This is a genomic window from Ancylobacter sp. (assembly GCF_965229075.1).
Lineage (GTDB): Bacteria > Pseudomonadota > Alphaproteobacteria > Rhizobiales > Xanthobacteraceae > Ancylobacter.
In genome coordinates this window covers 316377-334803 of the sequence record NZ_CBDDIO010000002.1, presented here as the reverse complement: position 1 = coordinate 334803, position 18427 = coordinate 316377, and the positions used below count along the sequence as shown (strand labels likewise).

The 18427-nt window shown below is 67.2% G+C and carries 18 protein-coding genes; 15 read left to right on the top strand and 3 right to left on the bottom strand.

Annotated elements, in window-relative coordinates; translation table 11 throughout:
• Positions 1–2: 2 nt before the first annotated feature.
• The 3 genes from pdxA to ACO07Z_RS07610 all read right to left on the bottom strand — a co-directional run bounded on the left by pdxA (position 3) and on the right by ACO07Z_RS07610 (position 3029).
• Positions 3–1025: a 4-hydroxythreonine-4-phosphate dehydrogenase PdxA gene (gene pdxA / locus ACO07Z_RS07620; RefSeq protein WP_421698158.1), complete on the bottom strand. Its 1023-nt coding sequence runs from the start codon at positions 1023–1025 to the stop codon at positions 3–5.
• A gap of 65 nt (positions 1026–1090) precedes the next feature.
• Complete coding sequence (locus tag ACO07Z_RS07615) at positions 1091–2179, bottom strand: four-carbon acid sugar kinase family protein (RefSeq protein ID WP_421698157.1); 1089 nt, start codon at positions 2177–2179, stop codon at positions 1091–1093.
• A complete protein-coding gene (locus ACO07Z_RS07610; RefSeq protein WP_421698156.1) occupies positions 2172–3029 on the bottom strand; it encodes a DeoR/GlpR family DNA-binding transcription regulator in 858 nt (285 codons plus the stop codon). The genes ACO07Z_RS07615 and ACO07Z_RS07610 overlap by 8 nt, the downstream gene beginning before the upstream one ends.
• 409 nt (positions 3030–3438) lie before the next feature.
• On the opposite strand from ACO07Z_RS07610, the gene ACO07Z_RS07605 reads away from it, so the two are divergent.
• The 15 genes from ACO07Z_RS07605 to ACO07Z_RS07535 all read left to right on the top strand — a co-directional run bounded on the left by ACO07Z_RS07605 (position 3439) and on the right by ACO07Z_RS07535 (position 18384).
• A complete protein-coding gene (locus ACO07Z_RS07605) occupies positions 3439–5049 on the top strand; it encodes a sugar ABC transporter ATP-binding protein (RefSeq protein ID WP_421698155.1) in 1611 nt (536 codons plus the stop codon).
• On the top strand, positions 5046–6062 hold the full coding sequence (locus ACO07Z_RS07600; RefSeq protein WP_421698154.1) for an ABC transporter permease: 1017 nt from the start codon (positions 5046–5048) through the stop codon (positions 6060–6062). Before ACO07Z_RS07605 ends, ACO07Z_RS07600 begins: the two co-directional genes overlap by 4 nt.
• The gene (locus tag ACO07Z_RS07595; protein ID WP_421698153.1) at positions 6059–7084 is read left to right on the top strand and encodes an ABC transporter permease; all 1026 of its coding nucleotides are present in this window, start codon (positions 6059–6061) and stop codon (positions 7082–7084) included. The genes ACO07Z_RS07600 and ACO07Z_RS07595 overlap by 4 nt, the downstream gene beginning before the upstream one ends.
• A gap of 56 nt (positions 7085–7140) precedes the next feature.
• Positions 7141–8364 carry a sugar ABC transporter substrate-binding protein gene (locus tag ACO07Z_RS07590; RefSeq protein WP_421698152.1) on the top strand — a complete coding sequence of 408 codons (1224 nt, stop codon included), beginning with the start codon at positions 7141–7143 and terminating at the stop codon, positions 8362–8364.
• A gap of 153 nt (positions 8365–8517) precedes the next feature.
• Positions 8518–9561, top strand: coding sequence for a LacI family DNA-binding transcriptional regulator (locus ACO07Z_RS07585; RefSeq protein ID WP_421698151.1), 1044 nt, complete (start codon positions 8518–8520; stop codon positions 9559–9561).
• Positions 9558–10112: a hypothetical protein gene (locus tag ACO07Z_RS07580; protein WP_421698150.1), complete on the top strand. Its 555-nt coding sequence runs from the start codon at positions 9558–9560 to the stop codon at positions 10110–10112. Before ACO07Z_RS07585 ends, ACO07Z_RS07580 begins: the two co-directional genes overlap by 4 nt.
• Before the next feature lie 48 nt (positions 10113–10160).
• Positions 10161–11051 carry an N-acyl homoserine lactonase family protein gene (locus tag ACO07Z_RS07575; protein ID WP_421698149.1) on the top strand — a complete coding sequence of 297 codons (891 nt, stop codon included), beginning with the start codon at positions 10161–10163 and terminating at the stop codon, positions 11049–11051.
• Positions 11048–12004, top strand: coding sequence for a 3-hydroxyacyl-CoA dehydrogenase (locus ACO07Z_RS07570; RefSeq protein WP_421698148.1), 957 nt, complete (start codon positions 11048–11050; stop codon positions 12002–12004). The genes ACO07Z_RS07575 and ACO07Z_RS07570 overlap by 4 nt, the downstream gene beginning before the upstream one ends.
• A gap of 54 nt (positions 12005–12058) precedes the next feature.
• Positions 12059–13369 (top strand): histidinol dehydrogenase, encoded by a 1311-nt coding sequence (hisD, locus tag ACO07Z_RS07565; RefSeq protein WP_421698147.1) that lies wholly within the window; start codon positions 12059–12061, stop codon positions 13367–13369.
• Entirely contained in the window at positions 13366–14127 is a 762-nt protein-coding gene (locus ACO07Z_RS07560; protein ID WP_421698146.1) for an SDR family NAD(P)-dependent oxidoreductase, read from the top strand. Before hisD ends, ACO07Z_RS07560 begins: the two co-directional genes overlap by 4 nt.
• Positions 14128–14304: 177 nt before the next feature.
• Positions 14305–14949 (top strand): TetR/AcrR family transcriptional regulator, encoded by a 645-nt coding sequence (locus tag ACO07Z_RS07555; protein WP_421698145.1) that lies wholly within the window; start codon positions 14305–14307, stop codon positions 14947–14949.
• 60 nt (positions 14950–15009) lie between these two features.
• Entirely contained in the window at positions 15010–15252 is a 243-nt protein-coding gene (locus tag ACO07Z_RS07550) for a hypothetical protein (protein ID WP_421698144.1), read from the top strand.
• 152 nt (positions 15253–15404) lie between these two features.
• Positions 15405–16301, top strand: a complete 897-nt coding sequence (locus ACO07Z_RS07545; protein WP_421698143.1) for a glycosyltransferase family 2 protein — start codon at positions 15405–15407, stop codon at positions 16299–16301.
• Positions 16298–17737 (top strand): sulfatase-like hydrolase/transferase, encoded by a 1440-nt coding sequence (locus tag ACO07Z_RS07540; RefSeq protein WP_421698142.1) that lies wholly within the window; start codon positions 16298–16300, stop codon positions 17735–17737. Before ACO07Z_RS07545 ends, ACO07Z_RS07540 begins: the two co-directional genes overlap by 4 nt.
• Positions 17734–18384, top strand: coding sequence for an IspD/TarI family cytidylyltransferase (locus ACO07Z_RS07535; protein ID WP_421698141.1), 651 nt, complete (start codon positions 17734–17736; stop codon positions 18382–18384). Before ACO07Z_RS07540 ends, ACO07Z_RS07535 begins: the two co-directional genes overlap by 4 nt.
• Positions 18385–18427 lie beyond the last annotated feature (43 nt).

Sequence of the window (18427 nt, the reverse complement as noted above, 5' to 3'; positions counted from 1 at the left end):
GCTCAAGCGGCGCGATTGCGCGCCAGTTCCAGCGCGAAATCGATCGCTTCGATCAGGCTTTCCTCATTGGCGATGCCCTTGCCGGCGATGTCGAAGGCCGTGCCGTGGTCGACGGAGGTTCGGATGATCGGCAGCCCGAGGGAGATGTTGACGCCGGACAGCGCCTTCCATTCCCCGGTCGCGGGGTCCACGTCGAAGCCCAGAAGCTTCACCGGCACATGGCCCTGATCATGATACATCGCCACCACGGCATCGTAGCTGCGCCCGCGCAGCTTGACGAAGATTGTGTCGCCGGGCACCGGGCCGATCACCGTGATGTCCGAGCCCTCATAGGTCGCCACCAGCGGGGCCGTCACGTCGATATCTTCACGGCCGAAGATGCCGCCTTCGCCGGCATGCGGGTTGAGGGCGGCGATGCCGATGCGCGGATGCGCGATGCCGAGCGAACGCAGCATGGCCGCCGTCAGGTCGATGACGCGGCGAAGCCGCGCCGGTGTGAGCTTTGAGGGCACATCGGCCAACGCGACATGCGTCGTGAGATGGCTGACGCGAAACGCGCCATGGGCCAGCATCATGACGGAATCGCGCGCCCCGGTGAGGTCGGCGAGCATGTCGGTGTGCCCGGAATAAGCGTAGCCGGCGAGATTGAGCGCCTCCTTGTTGAGCGGGGCGGTGACGAGGCCCGCGATGGCGCTGGACTGGGCGAGGCGGACCGCCTTTTCGATGGCGAGATAGGCTAGCCGGCCACCTTCCGCGCTCATCTGGCCGAGGCGGATCGGTTCGCGCTCGGCGCCGGCCGCCAGGATGGCGAGCGGCGCGGGCTGCGCGGCATCCTCAATCTCGGGTATCGGAGGTGTTGCGAGCAGGGCTTCCGCCGCGCGCAGGGCAGTCACGCTACCGATGACGAGCAGCGACAGTTCGCCGGCCTGCAGGCGGGGCGCAAGGCGGGCGCCGGCCTTGGCGATGATCTCCGGGCCGATGCCGGCGGGGTCTCCCATGGTGATGGCAAGGCGCGGCACAGCCATGAAAGCGACCCTCTTTCCAGAATACGTCATTTGATATCAAAAGTTATCATATGCGCGCAACGGCGTTATTGGCGGCTCTCCGACGCCTCGTCGAACAGCGTCCGCAGCAGGTCCGGACGACCAAAGCCGCCGGATTTCGAGACCACGCGGACGCCGTCGAACCGTCCGCCGCGCAGATGCGATACGGCCAGCCCCGGCTCGCGTGCGCCCTCCACGGCGAGGCTGTCAGCGCCGATGGCCTGGGCCACGTCCCGCAGCGTCTCGCCGCCCGCCACGAACAGCGTGCCCGGCGGCGGGCAATGGGCGAGCAGGTGCGAAAATCGCTCGGCAATGACGGAAGCTGCCGCGGCACGCGTCCCCTCGAAGGCCACGGTGACGAGGCACGACAGGCCCTGCGCCAGACGTTCAAGAACCGCGTCGATGTCCGACGGGTTCGCCGAAAGCCGGACATGCCGGCGCGGGTCCGCCGCGGCGGCATGGTCGATCTGTTCCCGCATGACCGGATGATGCGAGCCGATGAGCGCCAGCAAGGGGCTGCGCACCCGTACCTCCGTCGGCGGCTCGGAGGCGGAAGGCGAGGCGGGCCGGGCCCGGGCGAGCGCGGCAGCGAGACCGCCGGTGCCAACCCACAGCACGCGGCCATCGCCGCGCATCTCGCGCGCGACGATGGCGTCGAGATCGGCATCGGTTTCGGCGTCATGTACGTGGATGTCGGCATGGAGCAACCCCGCAGCGCGCAACGTGGCGGCGATGTCACCCCCGAGAGGCTGCGCGGGCCCTATCTGCCACTGGAAACCCGCCCGCGTGACGCGTCCCTGGAAGGGAAAGGCCGGAGCGACGACGAGGCGCCAACCGGCCATCCGCGTCGAGAGCGCGGCAAGCTCCGCCGCCCAATTGCCGCGCAGGAGGCTGTCGATCTTCCTGAAGGCGGGCGCACCATCGAGAAGCCAGTCGGTGAGGGGAGCCTGGCGGCGGACCGCCTCATCGCCATCCATCTCTCGCGTGCCCGCGTCGATGGCCGCCGCAGTCGGCAGGGCGCGCACGGGATGCCAGAGCACCGGGATCGGGCAGCGGGGCGTGGCAAAAGCGGCGGCACTGTCCAGCGCGCCGGTCAGGTCGTCGGCGAGAATGCGCAGTCCCGTGCGTTCAAACACGGCGGTGATCCTGTCGCAGCACGGGAACGACGCGCAGGACGACGTTCAGCCGCCGCAATTCCTCCAGCACCAGGGGATCGATACCGTCATCGGTGACGATCTCCTGGATGTCGGCGACATCGCAAATGGTGCAGAAGCTCGGCGCGGTGAATTTCGAGCTATCCGCCAGCACCATGACGTGCCGGGCCGCGGCAATCATCGCCTGCTTCATCGCCGCCACGTCGAGCGAGGTCTCGGTCAGTGTCCTGCCGGTGATGGCATGGGTGCCGAGCAGAGCAATATCGGCATGCAGGCTGCGCAGGAAGTCCTCGCCGGGCCGGCCGACCAGCGTCGTCGACCCCGGCCGCACCGTGCCACCCGGCACGATGAGATGCACCTCCGGGGCGTCGGCCAGTACCTGGGCGATGGCGAGGCTGTTGGTGACGGCGGTTAGCGGGAGCCGCCGTGTAGCGACGGCGCGCGCCACGGCAAGCACCGTCGTGCTGGCGTCGAAGATGACGCTCTGTCCCGGCCGCAACTCTTCGGCGACGGCGGCGGCGATGGCGTTCTTTTCCTCGCGCCGCAGCTGCGCGGCGAGGGCGGTGTCGGGCTCGAAGGTGGCGCGCGCGGTGCTCTGCAGCAGAGCGCCGCCATGGGTGCGTTCCAGCGCGCCCTGCTTCACCAGATGTTCGAGATCGCGGCGGATGGTCGATGGCGAGGCGTTGATGGCATCGGCCAATTCCTGAATGCCCGCCGCGCCCTCGCGCCGGAGGCGTTCCAGAATGAGCGCCCGCCGTTTCGCCGGAATCATCTCCACGCGCCCACGCGGCGCCTCCTCGCCGCCGTCACCCTGGTTTTCGCGACTGTTCATGGCGCCTCCGTACCGCTGCGCGGGCGTGTCCGCGATGCCGGATGATCGATTCTGGAAGATTTTGACGGTTTTCGCGACGATTTCCACTGGCGTCGGCACATTTCCAACACCTGGTCGGTGTGGGAACCGGTGCTCGGCAGCCCGCCTGCTCTCGGCCACACGGCATTTCTCCTGCGTGAGATATTTGCGGAGCGCGGTGGCTCCAAGGCTTCTGTCCGTCGCCCAGGGGGGCGGAATTTAATTCTCGCTCTTTCAATGGGTTAATCCGAAGGTTCGGCCGTGTGCCTTCCGGGGGCGCGACAAAATCGACCGAGGGCGCTTGACCGGGATCGGAAACGTCGTCAACAATGAGAACGTTCTCAGAGAACGTTCCCGTTAGTGGAGCGGCTCCGGGCACGGGAGGACTGACATGATCGACGCCACAGGTCGCCCCGACACCGGGGAGCGGCACCCTTCGTCTCGCGAAATGCGCGCATCTGGCGTCAGCAAGTCCTATGGCGCGACCGTCGCGCTCGAACACGCCGATATCGCGCTGAAGGCCGGCGAGGTTCATGCGCTGCTCGGCGAAAACGGGGCGGGCAAGTCCACGCTCGTGCGCATCTTCACCGGCGCGGTCATCCCGGATCGTGGCGAGATGCGGTTGCACGGCGAGACCTATGCGCCGCGTTCCATCATCGAGGCGCGCAAGCGCGAGGTCGCCACGGCGTTTCAGGAACTGAGCCTCGTCCCCAATCTGAGCGTGGCGCAGAATTTCCTGCTGCCGGCTCTCGCGGGGCGTGGCTCGCCGCTGATCTCGCATCGCCAGGTCATCGCCCGCGGCGCGGAAATCCTGCAACGTCACGGGCTCGTGCGTATCGATCCGGCCGCGCGCGTCGGCGATCTGCCGCTCGCCGAACGCCAGCGCATCGAGATCGCCCGCGCGATCGAGAATGCCGGCCGCGTGCTGATCCTCGACGAGCCGACCGCCTCGCTGGCCGAGACCGACTGGCTGTTCGAACAGATCGGCAAGGCGCGTGCGCGGGGCGTCGCCATTCTCTACATCTCGCATCGGCTTGCCGAAGTCCGGGAAATCTGCTCGTCGGCGACCGTGCTGCGCAATGGCCGCTCCATCGGTACGGTGGGTCTCGCCAGCGCCAGCGACGGCGACATTTTCGAGATGATGGTCGGCCACCGGGTCGAGCATGCACGCCGTCCCGCGCGGGTGGCGGACCCGGCCCGCACGCCGCGTCTCGCCGTCGAGAATCTGGCCGGTCGCGGGCTGCGCGGGGTGAGCCTGCACCTCGGAGCGGGCGAAATCCTCGGCGTCGCCGCGCTGGAAGGCCAGGGCCAGCGCGGTCTGTTCCGCCTGCTGGCCGGGCTGGAGACGCCGGCCGATGGCGTGATCCGCGTCGACGGCACGGTGGCCACCTTTCGCAGCCCGCGCGCCGCGCTGCGCTGCGGCTCGGGCATCAGCTATCTCCCGGAGGAACGCAAGACGGAGGGCATCCTCGCTGGCCTGTCGGCGGCCACCAATGTGGTTCTGCCGCTCCTGCCGCGCGTGGGCCGGGCGGGGTTCATCGGCCGGCGCGACGAGGAAAAGGCGGCGCAGCCTGCGGCGGACCAGGTGGCACTGAGCCCGCGCTATCTCGGATTCGCCATCGGCGACCTCTCCGGCGGCAATCAGCAGAAGGCGCTGATGGCGCGCACGCTGGCCACCGGCGCGCGCACGCTGCTGCTGTTCGATCCCACGCGCGGCGTCGATGTCGGCACGAAGGAATCCATCTATGCCGCCATTCGCGCCTTCGCCGAGCGTGGCGGTTCGGTTCTCTTCTATTCCTCGGAACTGCCGGAGATCGTCCAACTGGCCGATCGCTGCCTCGTTCTCTATGGCGGGCAGGTGTTCCGCGAGCTGCAGGGTGACGACATCGCCGAGCAGACGCTGGTGGCGGCGATGATCGGTCATGGCCAGGGCTCGCCGGCCGATCGCGCCCCCGCCCCCTTCGCCACCCCCGCCCACGTCGTCGCGGAGAATGCCCGATGAGCGACATCGCCACTGCGGGCGCCTCCGGGTCCGCTCCAACCGCTGTTCGTTCGGGCTTGGCCCCGCGTCACCGTCTCTGGCGGCTGACGCAGGGCGCCGGCCTGATCTTCGGTCTCTATGTGCTGCTTTATGCGCTCTACGCCTACCAGCAGCCGCGCGCTCTCGACAGCTACGCCATCGCCGCGCTGATGAACAACACGGCCCCGCTGGCGCTCGCGGCGGCCGGGCAGACGCTGGTGGTGCTGAGCCGCGGCTTCGATCTCTCCATCGCGGGCGTGATCTCGCTGACCAATGTCGTGCTCGCCGTCTATCCCCTGGAAGGACCGGGCGGTGCGCTGCTCTCTCTGCTGCTCTGCCTCGCCATCGGCGGTGCTGTGGGAGCGGTGAATGGCTGGCTGGTGGCCTATCTCCGGCTCCAGTCCATCGCCGCCACGCTGGCGACCATGATCATCTGCCAGGGCATCGCGCTCGTCATCCTCAACGCGCCGGGCGGCGCGGTCTCCGACTGGATCGCCGACGAATTGACCGGGCGGCTGTGGAGTGCTGTGCCGGTGTCGGGGCTGGTGGTTGCCGTGGTGATCGGGCTCTGGCTGCTGGTACGTCGCACCAACTATGGCGTCGCGCTCTATGCCATCGGCGCCGACGAGCCCGCCGCCGCGCTCTCCGGCGTGAATGTGCGGCGCACGCGCTTCCTCACCTTCGTCGCCGCCGGCATGCTGTACGGCCTCGCCGGGTTGATGCTGAGCGCGCAGACGGCGACCGGTAATCCCAATTCCGGCACGCCGCTGCTGCTGCTGTCCTTCGCGGCGGTGGCGCTGGGCGGCACCTCGCTGAGCGGCGGACGCGGCGGGCTGTTCGCCTCGGTGATGGGGGCAGCGACGCTCACCCTGTTGCAGAAGGTGCTGTTCTCCAGCGGCGTCTCGTCCTTCTACACCGGCCTGTTCCAGGGCGTGGTGCTGATCGTGGCCGTGGTCTTCAGCGGCCTGCTGACCCGGATCGGAGAGCGGAAATGACGGTCATGAACGACGATCCGATCGCGCCGGCCCGCTTCCAGCAGAAGGCCGACACACGGCGCAGCGCGCGCATCAGCGCCGAGACGGTGAGCACGCTTGCGGTGGCGATTCTGTGCGTCGTGCTGCTCGTCGGCGCGCGCTTCATCAGCCCCTCGCTCGGCTCCTGGTCGCAGGTGGAGACGGTGCTGGTGCTCGGCTCGTTCCTGGTGGTGCTGTCCTTCGGGCAAGGACTGGTCATTCTCACCGGCGGTCTCGATTTGTCGCTGCCGGCGGTGGCCACGCTGGGCGGCATCCTCGCCACCAATTGGGTCGGCGCCAGCGATCCCGGCGCCTGGTATCTGCTGCCGCTGGTGCTGCTGGCCTGTGGCTGTGTCGGCTTCCTCTCCGCCGCCGGCATCGTCTGGCTGAAGGTGCCGCCCTTCATCATGACGCTGGCGATGTCGATTATCGTGTCTTCGCTGCTGCTGGGCTACACCAAGGGCACACCGCGCGGCGCCGCCCCCGACGCGGCGGTGGCGCTGATGAAGGGTCATGTTCTCGGCCTGCCGGCGCCCGTCCTGTTCCTTGTCGCCTTCGTGCTGCTGGGCTGGCTGTTCCAGAGCCGCTCGATCTATGGGCGCTATCTCTATGCCATCGGCACCAATGTGGAGGCGGCGCGCATTGCCGGCGCCCCGGTCACGGCGATGCGCATCCTGCCCTATGTGGTCAGCGCGGTGAGCGCCGGCTTCGCCGGCCTGATGCTGGTGGGCTATTCCAGCGGCGCCACGCTGCGCATGGGCGACAGCTACCTGTTGCCGTCCATCGCCGCAGTGGTGATCGGCGGCTCCTCCATTCTCGGCGGGCGCGGCACGTTTCTCGGTACGGTGGGCGGGGCGATCCTGCTGACCACGCTCGGCACCATCATCTCCGCCATCGGCCTCGAATTCGGCCTGCGCACCATCATTGAGGGCGCCATCGTGCTGGTGGCGCTGCTGCTCCTGCGCGAGGAGCTTTTCCAGAAACTCGGCTCTCTCTGGCGTTGAGCTAAGGCGAGCGAGACGAACGACAAGAACACGCAAGATACCAGGAGGAAACGACGATGATATCGACGCTGCTCAAAACCGCGACCGCCGCCCTGTTGCTTGGGGCGGCCTGCTTGGGGGCCATCCAGCCGGCCCAGGCCGCTGGCCCCAAGGACGGAAAGAAGTACAAGATCTATCTGAGCCTCAGCTATTCCGGTAATGCCTGGCAGTCCGAGGCCGCCAACATCGTCAAGGCTCTGGCGGCGACGCCGCCCTATAATGACATCGTAGAGCTGAAGGAGGTCATCTCCGGCGCCGACCCGCAGGCGCAGATCTCCGCCTATGAGAGCATGATCGACGCGGGCGCGGACGGCATTGTCAGCTTCCCGATCTCCGCCACCGCGCTCAACCGCACCATCAAGCGCGGCTGCGAGCAGGGCGTGCTGTTCTTCATGTACGACGCCACCGTGACGGAGAGCTGCGCCTACAATGTCAGCTATCTCTCGTCCGGCTTCGGCGAGAACTCGGCGCAGGCGCTGGTCAATGCGCTCGGCGGCAAGGGCAAGATCTTCCTGTCGCGCGGCGTGCCCGGTAACTCGGTCGACCAGCGCCACACCGATGGCGCCAAGCACATCTTCGCCAAATATCCCGGCATCGAAGTGGTGTCCGAATATTACTCGTTCTGGGACGACCGCACGACCCAGCAGGAGACCGCCAAGGCCCTTGCCGCGCACCCGGACGTTCAGGGCATCTGGGCGCAGGCCGGCGAGTACGGCGCCATCCAGGCGCTGCTCGACAAGGGCGGCAATCTCGTGCCGGTCACCGGCGAGAACTCCAACGGCTTCCGCCTCGCGCTGGCCGACCCGGCCATGCAGGCCAAGGGGCTGACCGGCGTCTCGGCCGGCTCGCCGCCGGCGCAGTCGGGCTATGCCTTCAAGCTGATGATGGAAATCCTCACCGGCAAGCGCGAACTCAAGCCGACGAACATCGAATACCCGCTGCCCTGGGTTCCCGCCGATAAGGTCAAGCTGTGCGCGGGTGAGAAATTCGAGGACGGCTGCAACGTCTTCCCGAAAGATCGCGTGCCGTCCTCCTTTGTCACGGAAGTCCTGAATCCGGTGCTGCTGCCCGAGCTGAACATCGACTCGGCGCTGAACGGCACCCCGGTGAAGGGCGCGACCATCCAGCCGCTGCCGGCCGAGATCGTGAAGGCTGCGAACGAGCCGGGCATCAACTGCCAGCGCTGCGAGGCGGCCAAGGACCAGTACAAGCTCACCAAGGTCGCGCCGACGGTGAACTGAGACGACAGCAACGATTTCTGCCCGGCGCCGACAGGGGCCGGGCAGCCCCGGATGCCCGAACAGGGTGGCGCGGCATGCCGGTTACGAACAAAACTGCTTCCTGCCGCAGCGGAATGGCAGGAGCGCCAGCGATGGCGAGACGGGAGACAGGCCTTGAGCGACGTACAACGAGACAAGGGACGACGGGTGACGGTGAAGGACCTCGCACGCGATCTCGGCATGTCGGTCTCGACCGTCTCGCGGGCCTTCTACCCGGACGCCGTCGTCGCCTCGGAGACGCGCCGGCTGGTGCTGGAGCGGGCCGCCGCGCTCGGCTATCGCCCCAATCCCTTCGCCCAGAGCCTGATCACCAAGAAGACCCAGATCGTCGGCATGGTGGTCTCCGACCTGACCAACCCGTTCTATCCCGAAGTCATGACCGAGATGACGGCGATGCTGCAGGAGGCGGGCATGAACGTCATGCTCTCCGCCGCCAACCAGCCGGAGAAGATCGACGATGCGGTCGACCTGCTGCTGACCTATCAGCCGGACCTCGTCATCGTCCTGGCCGCCAACATGGCCTCGCATGCCCGCGAGAAATGCGAGGGCGCCGGGGCGCCGTGCATCTTCTTCAACCGGCTCTCCGCCGATGGCCTCGGCTTCGGCGTGACCTGCGACAATGAAGCGGGTGGGCGGCGGGTGGCCGATCACCTGATCGACAGCGGCCACCGGCATCTCGCCTATGTCTCGGCCTTTCCCGGCGCTTCCACCAATGTGGAGCGCGGCAAGGGATTCTGCACACGGGCGGTGGAGCGCGGCTTCGCGCCGCCGGTCGTGATCGAGGCCGGCCGCTTCAGCTACGAGGCCGGCTACGCCGCCGGGCTCGCGGCGGCGAAGGCGGAACGGCCGCTCGACGGCGTGTTCTGCGCCAATGACATCGTTGCCATCGGCTTCATCGCCGGGGTGCAGGAAAGCGGGCGGTTTCATGTGCCGGACGACATCTCGGTCGTCGGCTTCGACAACATCACCATGGCCGGCTGGCCCTCGCATCTGCTGACGACGGTGGCGCAGCCGCTGGACGGGATGATGGCGGCGACCGTCAGCCTTGCCCGCGAACTCGCCGTCGACCGCGGGCAGGATCCGCACATCCTGCGCCTGCCGCCCGGCGAACTGATCGAGAGAAACACCACGCGCAAGCGCGAGGGAGGGAGCCAATGACGGTGCAGCGACGCGCTCTTTTCGACCGCCTGACCAGCGTGCACCGCCCGGACTGCGCCCTCTTTGCCGATGGGCCGCTGCCGATGCCCGTCGCCGGGCCGGACGATCTGGCCCCCTTGCTCGGCTCGGATCAGGCGGCTCGCTATGCCGATGCGTGCCACCCGGTGTTCGAGGATCTGCGCCGGGTTGTCGGCCAGCTGGCGGGGTTGATGATCCTGGCGCAGCTCACCGACTCGTCGGAGGTGGCCGGTCTTGGTGAACTCGCCAGCTGCCGGCAGCGCTTCGCCGAAGCGGGCGAGCGCATCCGGCTTCTTGCCGCCCCCGGCGCCCTTGAGCCGCACCGGGAGCAGCTCGTTGCCGCGCATGCTTTTTCCGGCCTTGCGCTGGGAACGTTCTCCGAGCTTCGCCCGCGCGGCGACAATGAGGCCGCCTTCGACAAAATCTCCCGCCATGTGCGCCGCGCCTATGCGCATCTCAGCGCCGCCACCGCCGAAAAGGCCGGGCTCGCCATGGTGGACCTGTCCCATGCCTGTTGCTCCTGCGGGCGCTGAACGGCCCGTCGGAAGAAAGACAAAAGAACCAAAGGAAGGAAACGAGCCATGTCCGACTATTCGATCTGGGTGTGCGAATATTCCTATGTGAAGAACTACCATAAGAGCGGCGTGCTCTATGGCGCGCACAACCAGGGTTTCGTGAAGCTTCCCTATTGCTACGTCGTCATCAAGGGCCGTGATCACGTGGCCATGGTCGATGTCGGCTATAACGACAAGGAATATGGTAAGGTTCTGGGTGATCGCTTCGGCGTGGAGAACTGGCGCAACCCTACGACGGTTCTGGCCGAAGTTGGCGTGAAGCCGGAAGAGGTGGACACCTGCTTCATCACCCACGCGCATTTCGACCATTTCGGCAATGTCGAGGACTTCCCGAACGCGAAGTTCTACATTCAGGAGCGCGAGATCGCGAAATGGGTGTGGGCGATGTCGCTGCCCGACCGACTGCGCTGGATGATGGTGGCGGTCGATCCCGGCGATATCGTGCGCGGTGCCGATCTCGCCCGGCAGAAGCGCCTCGTCACGGTCAACGGCGCTTTGAGCGATGTGCTGCCCGGCATCGATCTGCACGCGGCGGACGACAGCCACACCTGGGGTTCGATGTGGGTCACGGTGCGCAATGACGGGCAGGCGCAGTCGCAGGACACATGGGTACTCGCCGGCGACCTCGTCTATGTCTTCGAGAACATCCACGGCCCCGGCGCGGCCGTTGACGAAAAGGAAGTCTACACGCCGGTGGGCCTCGCGGTCGGCAGCCAGGCCAATCTGGTGCTCGCCACCGAAGCGATGATGAAGCAGGTGGGCTACGACTCGCACCGCGTCATCCCGGTGCATGAAGAGCGGCTGCGCGACACCTTCCCCTCGCGCATCACCAAGGAAGGTCTGCGGATCACCGAGATCTGCCTCGCCGATGGCGAGACGTCGAAGGTGTCGGCATGACCGGCCCTGCAACGTCCCCGACCCCGGTGATCGCCATTGTCGGCGCCGGTCTGGTCGGCTCCGGCTGGGCGCTGGTGTTCGCCCGCGCCGGCCTGCGGGTGCAGATCTTCGATCCCGTCGCCGAGGTTCGCGCCCGCATCCTGCCCTGGGCGCGGGAGAGTGCGGCCGCGCTGGCCGAAGCCGGCCTGATCGCGGATGTCGGGGCGGTGATCGGCCGGCTGCAAGTGGTCGATACGCTCGAGGCCGCGCTCGACGGCGCCACCTATGTGCAGGAATCGGTCTTCGAGCGCGTGGAGGTGAAGACAGACATCTGCCGCGCCATCGACGCCCTCATGGCGCCGGACACGATCGTCGGCTCGTCCTCATCAGGCATTCCCGCCTCGCGCTTCACCGAAGGCTGCGCCCATCGCGGCCGCTTCCTGATCGCCCATCCAGTCAACCCGCCGCATCTCGCCCCGGTGGTCGAGCTGGTGCCGGCGCCCTGGACCGATGCCGATGCGCTGGAAGGCGCGCGCGAACTGATGCACACGGTCGGGCAGGTGCCGGTGACGCTCACCCGCGAGATCGACGGGTTCGTTCTCAACCGCCTTCAGGGCGCGCTGCTGAACGAGGCCTGGGCGCTCTATGACGAGGGCTATGCCAGCCTCGCCGATATCGACGCCACCATTTCGCACGGGCTCGGACTGCGCTGGGCGTTTATGGGCCCGTTCGAGACGATCGACCTGAACGCGCCGGGCGGCATCGTCGACTACGCCGCCCGGCTCGGCGGCATGTACCACGCCATGGCGCAGAGCCGCATGCCGCGCGCCTGGCCGGAGGACACCATCCGCCGCGCCGGCGCGGAGCGCCGCGCGGCGTTACCGGAAGCCGATCTCGCCGCCCGTCGCGCCTGGCGCGACAAGGCGCTTACCGGCCTCGCCGCCTTCAAGAAGGCCAGCGGGCTCGCCCCCTAGCCCCGGCCGCCTCTTCCCGCCTTCGCGACACATGTAAACGTAAGGACCAGTACCATGGCCGTAACCTATTTGAAGCGCGGCAAGCCCGCCGATGAGCGCTCGCAGGACGACCGCAAGGTTCGTGAGACGGTCGAGACGATCCTCGCCGACATCGAGGCGCGCGGCGATGCGGCGGTGCGCGAACTGTCAGAGAAGTTCGATCGCTATTCGCCGCCGGCCTTCCGTCTGACGCTGAGCGAGATCGAGGCGCTGATGGCGCGGGTGTCGGCGCGGGATATGGAGGACATCCGTTTTGCGCAGGAGCAGGTGCGCAATTTCGCCCAGGCCCAGCGCAACTCGATGACGGATATCGAGATCGAGACGCTGCCCGGGGTCATTCTCGGCCACAAGAACATACCGGTGCAGTCGGTCGGCTGCTATGTGCCGGGCGGCAAGTTTCCGATGGTCGCTTCGGCCCATATGTCGGTGCTCACCGCCTCCGTCGCCGGCGTGCCGCGCATCGCCGCCGCCACACCGCCCTTCAAGGGCGAGCCGAACCCGGCGGTGATCGCCGCCATGCATCTGGGCGGCGCGCATGAGATCTATGTGATGGGCGGCATCCAGGCCGTCGGCGCGCTGGCAATCGGTACCGAGACCATCGCCCCCGTCGACATGCTGGTCGGCCCCGGCAATGCCTATGTGGCCGAAGCCAAGCGCCAGCTCTATGGCCGCGTCGGCATCGACCTGTTCGCCGGCCCGACCGAGACCATGGTGATCGCCGACGACACGGTGGATGGCGAGATCTGCGCCACCGACCTGCTCGGGCAGGCCGAGCACGGCTACAATTCGCCGGCCGTTCTGGTTACCAACAGCCGCCGGCTGGCCGAGGACACGCTCGCCGAGATCGACCGCCTGCTCGGGCTGCTGCCGACCACGGAAACCGCGACCAAGTCCTGGGCCGATTATGGCGAGGTGATCCTGTGCGACACCCATGAGGAGATGCTGGAGGTCGCCAACGACATCGCCTCCGAGCACGTCCAAGTCATGACCGACCGCGACGACTGGTATCTCGCCAATATGCACTCCTATGGCGCACTGTTCCTCGGCCCGCGTACCAATGTCGCCAATGGCGACAAGGTGATCGGCACCAACCATACGCTGCCGACCCACAAGGCCGGGCGCTATACGGGCGGTCTCTGGGTCGGCAAGTTCCTGAAGACGCACAGCTACCAGAAGATCACCACCGACGAGGCGGCGGCGATGATCGGCGCGTACGGTTCGCGGCTGTGCCTGCTGGAAGGCTTCGTCGGTCACGCCGAGCAGTGCAATGTGCGTGTGCGCCGCTACGGGCGCAAGAACGTGCCCTATGGCGAGGCGGCGGAATGAGCGCTGCGCTGCCGTCGTTCCGGCTCGACGGGCGCCGGGTGCTGGTGACGGGCGCGGGGCGAGGCATCGGCCTCGCCATCGCGCAGGCCTGCGCCGCCTCCGGCGCGGCGGTGACGCTCTGCGCCCGCTCGGCGGGCGAGATCGGCGCGGCGGCTGATGAACTGCAGGCGCAGGGATTGAAGGCTGAGGCCTTGCCGGCCGATGTCACCGATGTGGAAGCGTTTGCCGCGCTCATCGCGGCGCGGCCGGCGTTTGACGTGTTCGTCAACAATGCCGGCATGAACCGGCCCAAGCCGCTCGCCGACATCACGGTGGAGGATTACGACGCCGTGCTGGGGCTGAACCTGCGCAGCGCGGTGTTCGCCGCCAAGGCTGTGACCACTGCCATGATCGCGGCGGGGCGGGGCGGATCGGTGATCAACATGTCCTCGCAGATGGGGCATGTCGGAGCGGCCAACCGCACGATCTACTGCGCTTCGAAATGGGGGCTGGAGGGCTTCACCAAGGCGCTGGCGGTGGAACTTGCGCCGCATCGCATCCGCGTCAACACCATCTGCCCGACCTTTGTCGAGACGCCGATGACGGAGCCGTTCTTTCGCGACCCGGCCTTTCGAGCCGAGGTGTTGCGGAAGATTCCGCTTGGGCGGGCAGGGCGCGTCGAGGAAGTGGCCGCAGCGGCGGTGTTCCTCGCTTCGGATGCTGCGTCTTTGATGACCGGCAGCGCGCTGATGTTGGATGGCGGCTGGACGGCGCTGTGAGGGTGATCGCGCGTTACGGGTGCTGATTGTGGGTCTCTTCGACTGAAGGACGGCACGCGTGCGCGATGGTCGTGGCGCCGCTCGAGGAAGGAACGGCTGTGTGAAACGCACAGCAGCGACTTGATCGCTCGTCGCTACCTCATTATGACTGACCGTCAGTCATAATGAGGTTCACGCATGGCATCACTTCGCGCCACGAGCCCGGATCGGGCGGGGGACATCCTCGCCGCCGCCGCCCGGCTCTTTCGGGAAAGAGGGGTCAGGTCGGTTTCCATTGACGAGATCGCTCAAGGAGCCGGCATCGCCAAGGGCACTTTCTACCTTTATTTCAAGACCAAGGATGATCTGCTGGCGAAACTGGCGGAAACCATGGTCGAGCAGATGGTGCAGGCCGCGGAATCCGCCGGCCGAGCCGACAGGGGGGCGATCGATCGCTTCTGCGCAGCGGTCCTTGCCATGCAGAGTGTGGATCGCAGCGAGCACTATCTGGCCGATGCGCTCAATCATCCCGAAAACAGCGGCCTGCACGAATTGACCAACAGGGCTCTGGTGCGCCGGATGGCCCCGGTTCTTGCCGCCATCGTCGAGCAAGGCCAGCGGGACGGTATATTCAACGTCGAGGATGCGCAGGCGACTCTCGAATTCCTGCTTGCGGGTCAGGCCGCGCTCCTTGGCGGTGGGGGCTTCCACTGGTCCCCTGCGGAGCACGCCGCGCGACTGCGCGCGACCTTCATCATCATCGAGCGGTCCCTTGGCGCTCCGGCGGGGGTTCTGGTGGAGCGTTTTTCCGCTCTTGGAATAGGCAGGGAAGGCTGCAATTGACCGCCTCAACCGAAGGTAACTTTCTTTCGTTCTCCACGACGGAACCGGGAAGCTAGTGTGATGAGTACCGTGATCATTGAGAAATATGTCGACGGCATCTGGGTGGAGAAGATCCAGCTTCCCGCCGCGCCAATGCGGTTTCTGGCGGGGCTGTTGCCGGACCGCGCCCGTCGCGATTTGCGCCGCCATGGCTTGGATGTCGAAGCGCTGCTGAATGACGCCGCTTCCTCCTCTGGCCCACAGTGGATGGATGTCGAAGAGAAGAAGGTCGCAAAGCGCATTCGCATTTCGCGCCGAGACTGAGCTGATCGCCGCCGCGCGCCGCCGGGCCGGCGCGTCCTCGCTTGTGCCGCGGTATGGCATTGTGGAAAGCTATGTGTTTGCGTGGGGATGTTGATGGCGGCATGTCTTCATCGCGCCTAAGGAAGCGAACGGCCCCTCGGAAACCACCGGCGATGAAGATCATCTGCATCACGCAGCTTCGGAACGAGGAGCGCTTCCTCCCCGGCTTTCTGCATCACATCGCGCCGCATGTGGACGGCATTGTCGCGCTTGACGAGGGCTCGACCGACGCCACGCCCGATCTTCTTCGCGCCGAGCCGAAGGTGGTTTCGGTGCTGCACGAGCGTCGCCCCGCGCCCGCCCATGCGCATGAGTCGCAGAACCGGCACCGCCTGATTCTCGAAGCGGCGCGGCTGGGGGCGGACTGGGTGATCTGCGGCGATGCCGATGAGCGTTACGAAGACCGTTTCCTAAGGCGCTTGCGGCCGGTTCTCGAACGGCGCGAGGCGCGGGGACAGCGGATTCTCGCCGTCAGGATCGTCAATCTCTGGAACAGCCGCAGCGATTATCGGATCGACGGGACGTGCGGGCCACGCTGGACGCCTCGCCTGTTCAGGATTCCGCGCACCGTCACCCGGCGTCCCGATCGCATGCACCAGCCCTGGTTCCCGCCCGAGCTGGACGGCGCCCCGCGCGGATTCGTTCCCGCCTTCCTCTATCATCTCAAGATGATCGAGCGGCGCGACCGCGAAGCGCGCCACGCCAAGTTCACGGCCGTCGATCCCGACGGGGAACATCAGGCCGTCGGCTATGAGCATCTCATCGACGAGAGTGGGCTGACCTTGCGCCGCGTCCTGCCGTTCACGAGCTATGTCGACCTGCCCCGCGAGGCCTGGACGCCCCCGCCCGAGCGCCCCGCGCTGGCGGGATGCCTGGCCGATCCCGCTTTCGTCGAACGGTTCCGGATCGACACCGCCCGCCGCGCGCCGACGGACGGGGAGACGTGGCCGCATTTCTACGGCCTCGATTTCGAGACGCTCTTCGCCGAAAGGCGGGCCGCCGCACGATGAACCATTCGCGTCCCGTGCCGGCCCGGCCGAAGAACCTTTTCGTCTTTCACCTCGAAAGCACATCGTGGCAGACCTTCAACGCCTTCCCCGAGGCGTTTCCGCATCTGCGCGCGCTGATGGCCGAGGCGCGGACCTATCGGCGCCATTATGCCTCCGCCACCTCGACCCAGATGGTGATGGCGGCGTTTCTGCACGGCAATGACTTCGAGATGGACGGCGCGGCGGGGCTGGCGCGGCCGGCGGGCAACAATCCGAGCCTGTTCACCCAGCTCGCGGCGCGTGGCTATGAAACCTCGTTCCTCTGCGCTTCCGCCTATCCCCGGCTGCCGATCCTGCATCTCTTCAACACGGCGCTGCCGGAGGCGTGGAAGACCAACGACTTCGCCACGCTGCTCCAGGCGTTCGAGCAGCGGACCGCGCAGGGGCCATTCGCGATCTATGTGTGGTGCCAGCTGCCCCATATCGAAGCGGACCTCGCCCTGGCCTCGCATGCGCGCCATCTTGACGAGCTGTTCGAGGGCAGTTGCGCCGCCACCGACACGCTGCTCGGCGCCATGCTTGAAATCCTGCGCCGTGCCGGCGCGCTGGAGCACACCACGACCCTCGTCTATGGCGACCATGGCGACGACCACGGCACGCACGGCTTCAAGACCGGGCTTCTGCACGCGGTCGAGCCCTATCCCGCTTTGATCCACACGCCTCTCGTCATTCGCGATGAGCGGCTGCCCGTCGGCAGCGATGGCCGTCTTGTCAGCACGGTCGACCTCGCTGCCACCTGCCTCGACCTTCTGGGCATAGAGGGCGACTGGCCCTTCCCGCATTCGGGCCGCAGCCTGCTGGCCGAAGGGGCTCGCACCGTTGCCTTCGCCCAGAACCTCACCGCCAGCCAGGCCGACATGGACAGCTGGGACGTGAAGAAGGGCTTCGCGGCACTGGATCATTCCCATGCTCTGCTGGTGACCGCGCGCGGGCTGCAATTGTTCAATCACCGGCTCGATCCCGGCGGTCACCACAACCTCCTGCATCATTTCGATGTCGATACTGCTGGAAGGCTGGTGCCGGTCGATCTGCCGAGGCCCCACCATCCGCATTTCAGAACGCAGCGGCATCTGTGGCGATCCGGGGCGCTGCAGGAGGATGTCGCCCGTCTGCGCGACGCGCTGCACGCCCATGTCGCCGCCAAGAATGCTCATGCGCGGGAACGGCAGGCCGACGCCTCCATGCTTCTCGACCTCGCCGCCTTCGACAGGCTGGATCGCACGGGACGCGAAGCCTTCCTGGGCTGCGCGCCCCCGAGTTCTCCAGACGGCCGGTTTCCGCCTGCGCGGCCTTCGTCCGCGGCTGGGCCGGCAGGTGCGAGGAAGCGCCCCCGCTGGAAGAAGTGGCTGCCACGCATGTTTCAACCCCGCCCTAAGCGCTTGGGGGTCCGCTCATGAAAATCCAGGGTCTCCTTCAGGCGGCGGGCAGCGGCACGCGGCTCGGGCGCGGACCGAAGGCGTTCGTCGCGCTGGCCGGGCGAACGCTGCTTGAGCACGCGGTGGAGCGCCTTCTACCGGAAGTCGATTCCATCATCGTCGCGGTGGCCGCAGCGGATATGCAACGCGCCCGCGCCCTCATCCGCGATGAGCGGGTGGCGTTCGTGGAAGGGGCGGCCACGCGCAGCGGCACCACGCGCCGCCTGATGGCGCAGGCGAGGGCGCCCTGGCTCATCCTGCACGACGTGGTCCACCCCTTCGCCGCGCCGGAACTGCTGCGCGCGCTGGTGCAGCAGGCGCATCTCAGCGGCGCCGCAGCGCCGGGCCTCGTCAATGCCGAGTTCTTGTACACCCGCAACGGCGAACTGCTGCACCCGCCTGGCGCCGTGCTCATCGGCCAGAAGCCGGTGGCGTTCCGGCGCGACGCCGCCTGTGCCGGCTATGAACAGCTGCCGGAGGATGGGCTCGACAGCGATCCCAGCTTTCTCGACATTCTCGCGCTTGGTGGGGTCAAGACCGCCTTCGTGCCCGGCAGCGCCGTCAATCTGAAGATTACCACGCCCGACGACCTGAGGCTGGCGGAGGCGCTGCTGGCCGTAGCCGGCTGAGCGTTCGCGAACCCGTCCGCCCGCGCCGGCGGTTGCGGGCTGC

Coding starts and splice junctions, on each gene's coding strand:
- pdxA (WP_421698158.1), bottom strand. CDS start 1,025: ATGGCTGTGCCGCGCCTTGCCATCACCATGGGAGACCCCGCCGGCATC.
- ACO07Z_RS07610 (WP_421698156.1), bottom strand. CDS start 3,029: ATGAACAGTCGCGAAAACCAGGGTGACGGCGGCGAGGAGGCGCCGCGT.
- ACO07Z_RS07605 (WP_421698155.1), top strand. CDS start 3,439: ATGATCGACGCCACAGGTCGCCCCGACACCGGGGAGCGGCACCCTTCG.
- ACO07Z_RS07600 (WP_421698154.1), top strand. CDS start 5,046: ATGAGCGACATCGCCACTGCGGGCGCCTCCGGGTCCGCTCCAACCGCT.
- ACO07Z_RS07595 (WP_421698153.1), top strand. CDS start 6,059: ATGACGGTCATGAACGACGATCCGATCGCGCCGGCCCGCTTCCAGCAG.
- ACO07Z_RS07590 (WP_421698152.1), top strand. CDS start 7,141: ATGATATCGACGCTGCTCAAAACCGCGACCGCCGCCCTGTTGCTTGGG.
- ACO07Z_RS07580 (WP_421698150.1), top strand. CDS start 9,558: ATGACGGTGCAGCGACGCGCTCTTTTCGACCGCCTGACCAGCGTGCAC.
- ACO07Z_RS07575 (WP_421698149.1), top strand. CDS start 10,161: ATGTCCGACTATTCGATCTGGGTGTGCGAATATTCCTATGTGAAGAAC.
- ACO07Z_RS07570 (WP_421698148.1), top strand. CDS start 11,048: ATGACCGGCCCTGCAACGTCCCCGACCCCGGTGATCGCCATTGTCGGC.
- hisD (WP_421698147.1), top strand. CDS start 12,059: ATGGCCGTAACCTATTTGAAGCGCGGCAAGCCCGCCGATGAGCGCTCG.
- ACO07Z_RS07560 (WP_421698146.1), top strand. CDS start 13,366: ATGAGCGCTGCGCTGCCGTCGTTCCGGCTCGACGGGCGCCGGGTGCTG.
- ACO07Z_RS07555 (WP_421698145.1), top strand. CDS start 14,305: ATGGCATCACTTCGCGCCACGAGCCCGGATCGGGCGGGGGACATCCTC.
- ACO07Z_RS07550 (WP_421698144.1), top strand. CDS start 15,010: ATGAGTACCGTGATCATTGAGAAATATGTCGACGGCATCTGGGTGGAG.
- ACO07Z_RS07545 (WP_421698143.1), top strand. CDS start 15,405: ATGAAGATCATCTGCATCACGCAGCTTCGGAACGAGGAGCGCTTCCTC.
- ACO07Z_RS07540 (WP_421698142.1), top strand. CDS start 16,298: ATGAACCATTCGCGTCCCGTGCCGGCCCGGCCGAAGAACCTTTTCGTC.
- ACO07Z_RS07535 (WP_421698141.1), top strand. CDS start 17,734: ATGAAAATCCAGGGTCTCCTTCAGGCGGCGGGCAGCGGCACGCGGCTC.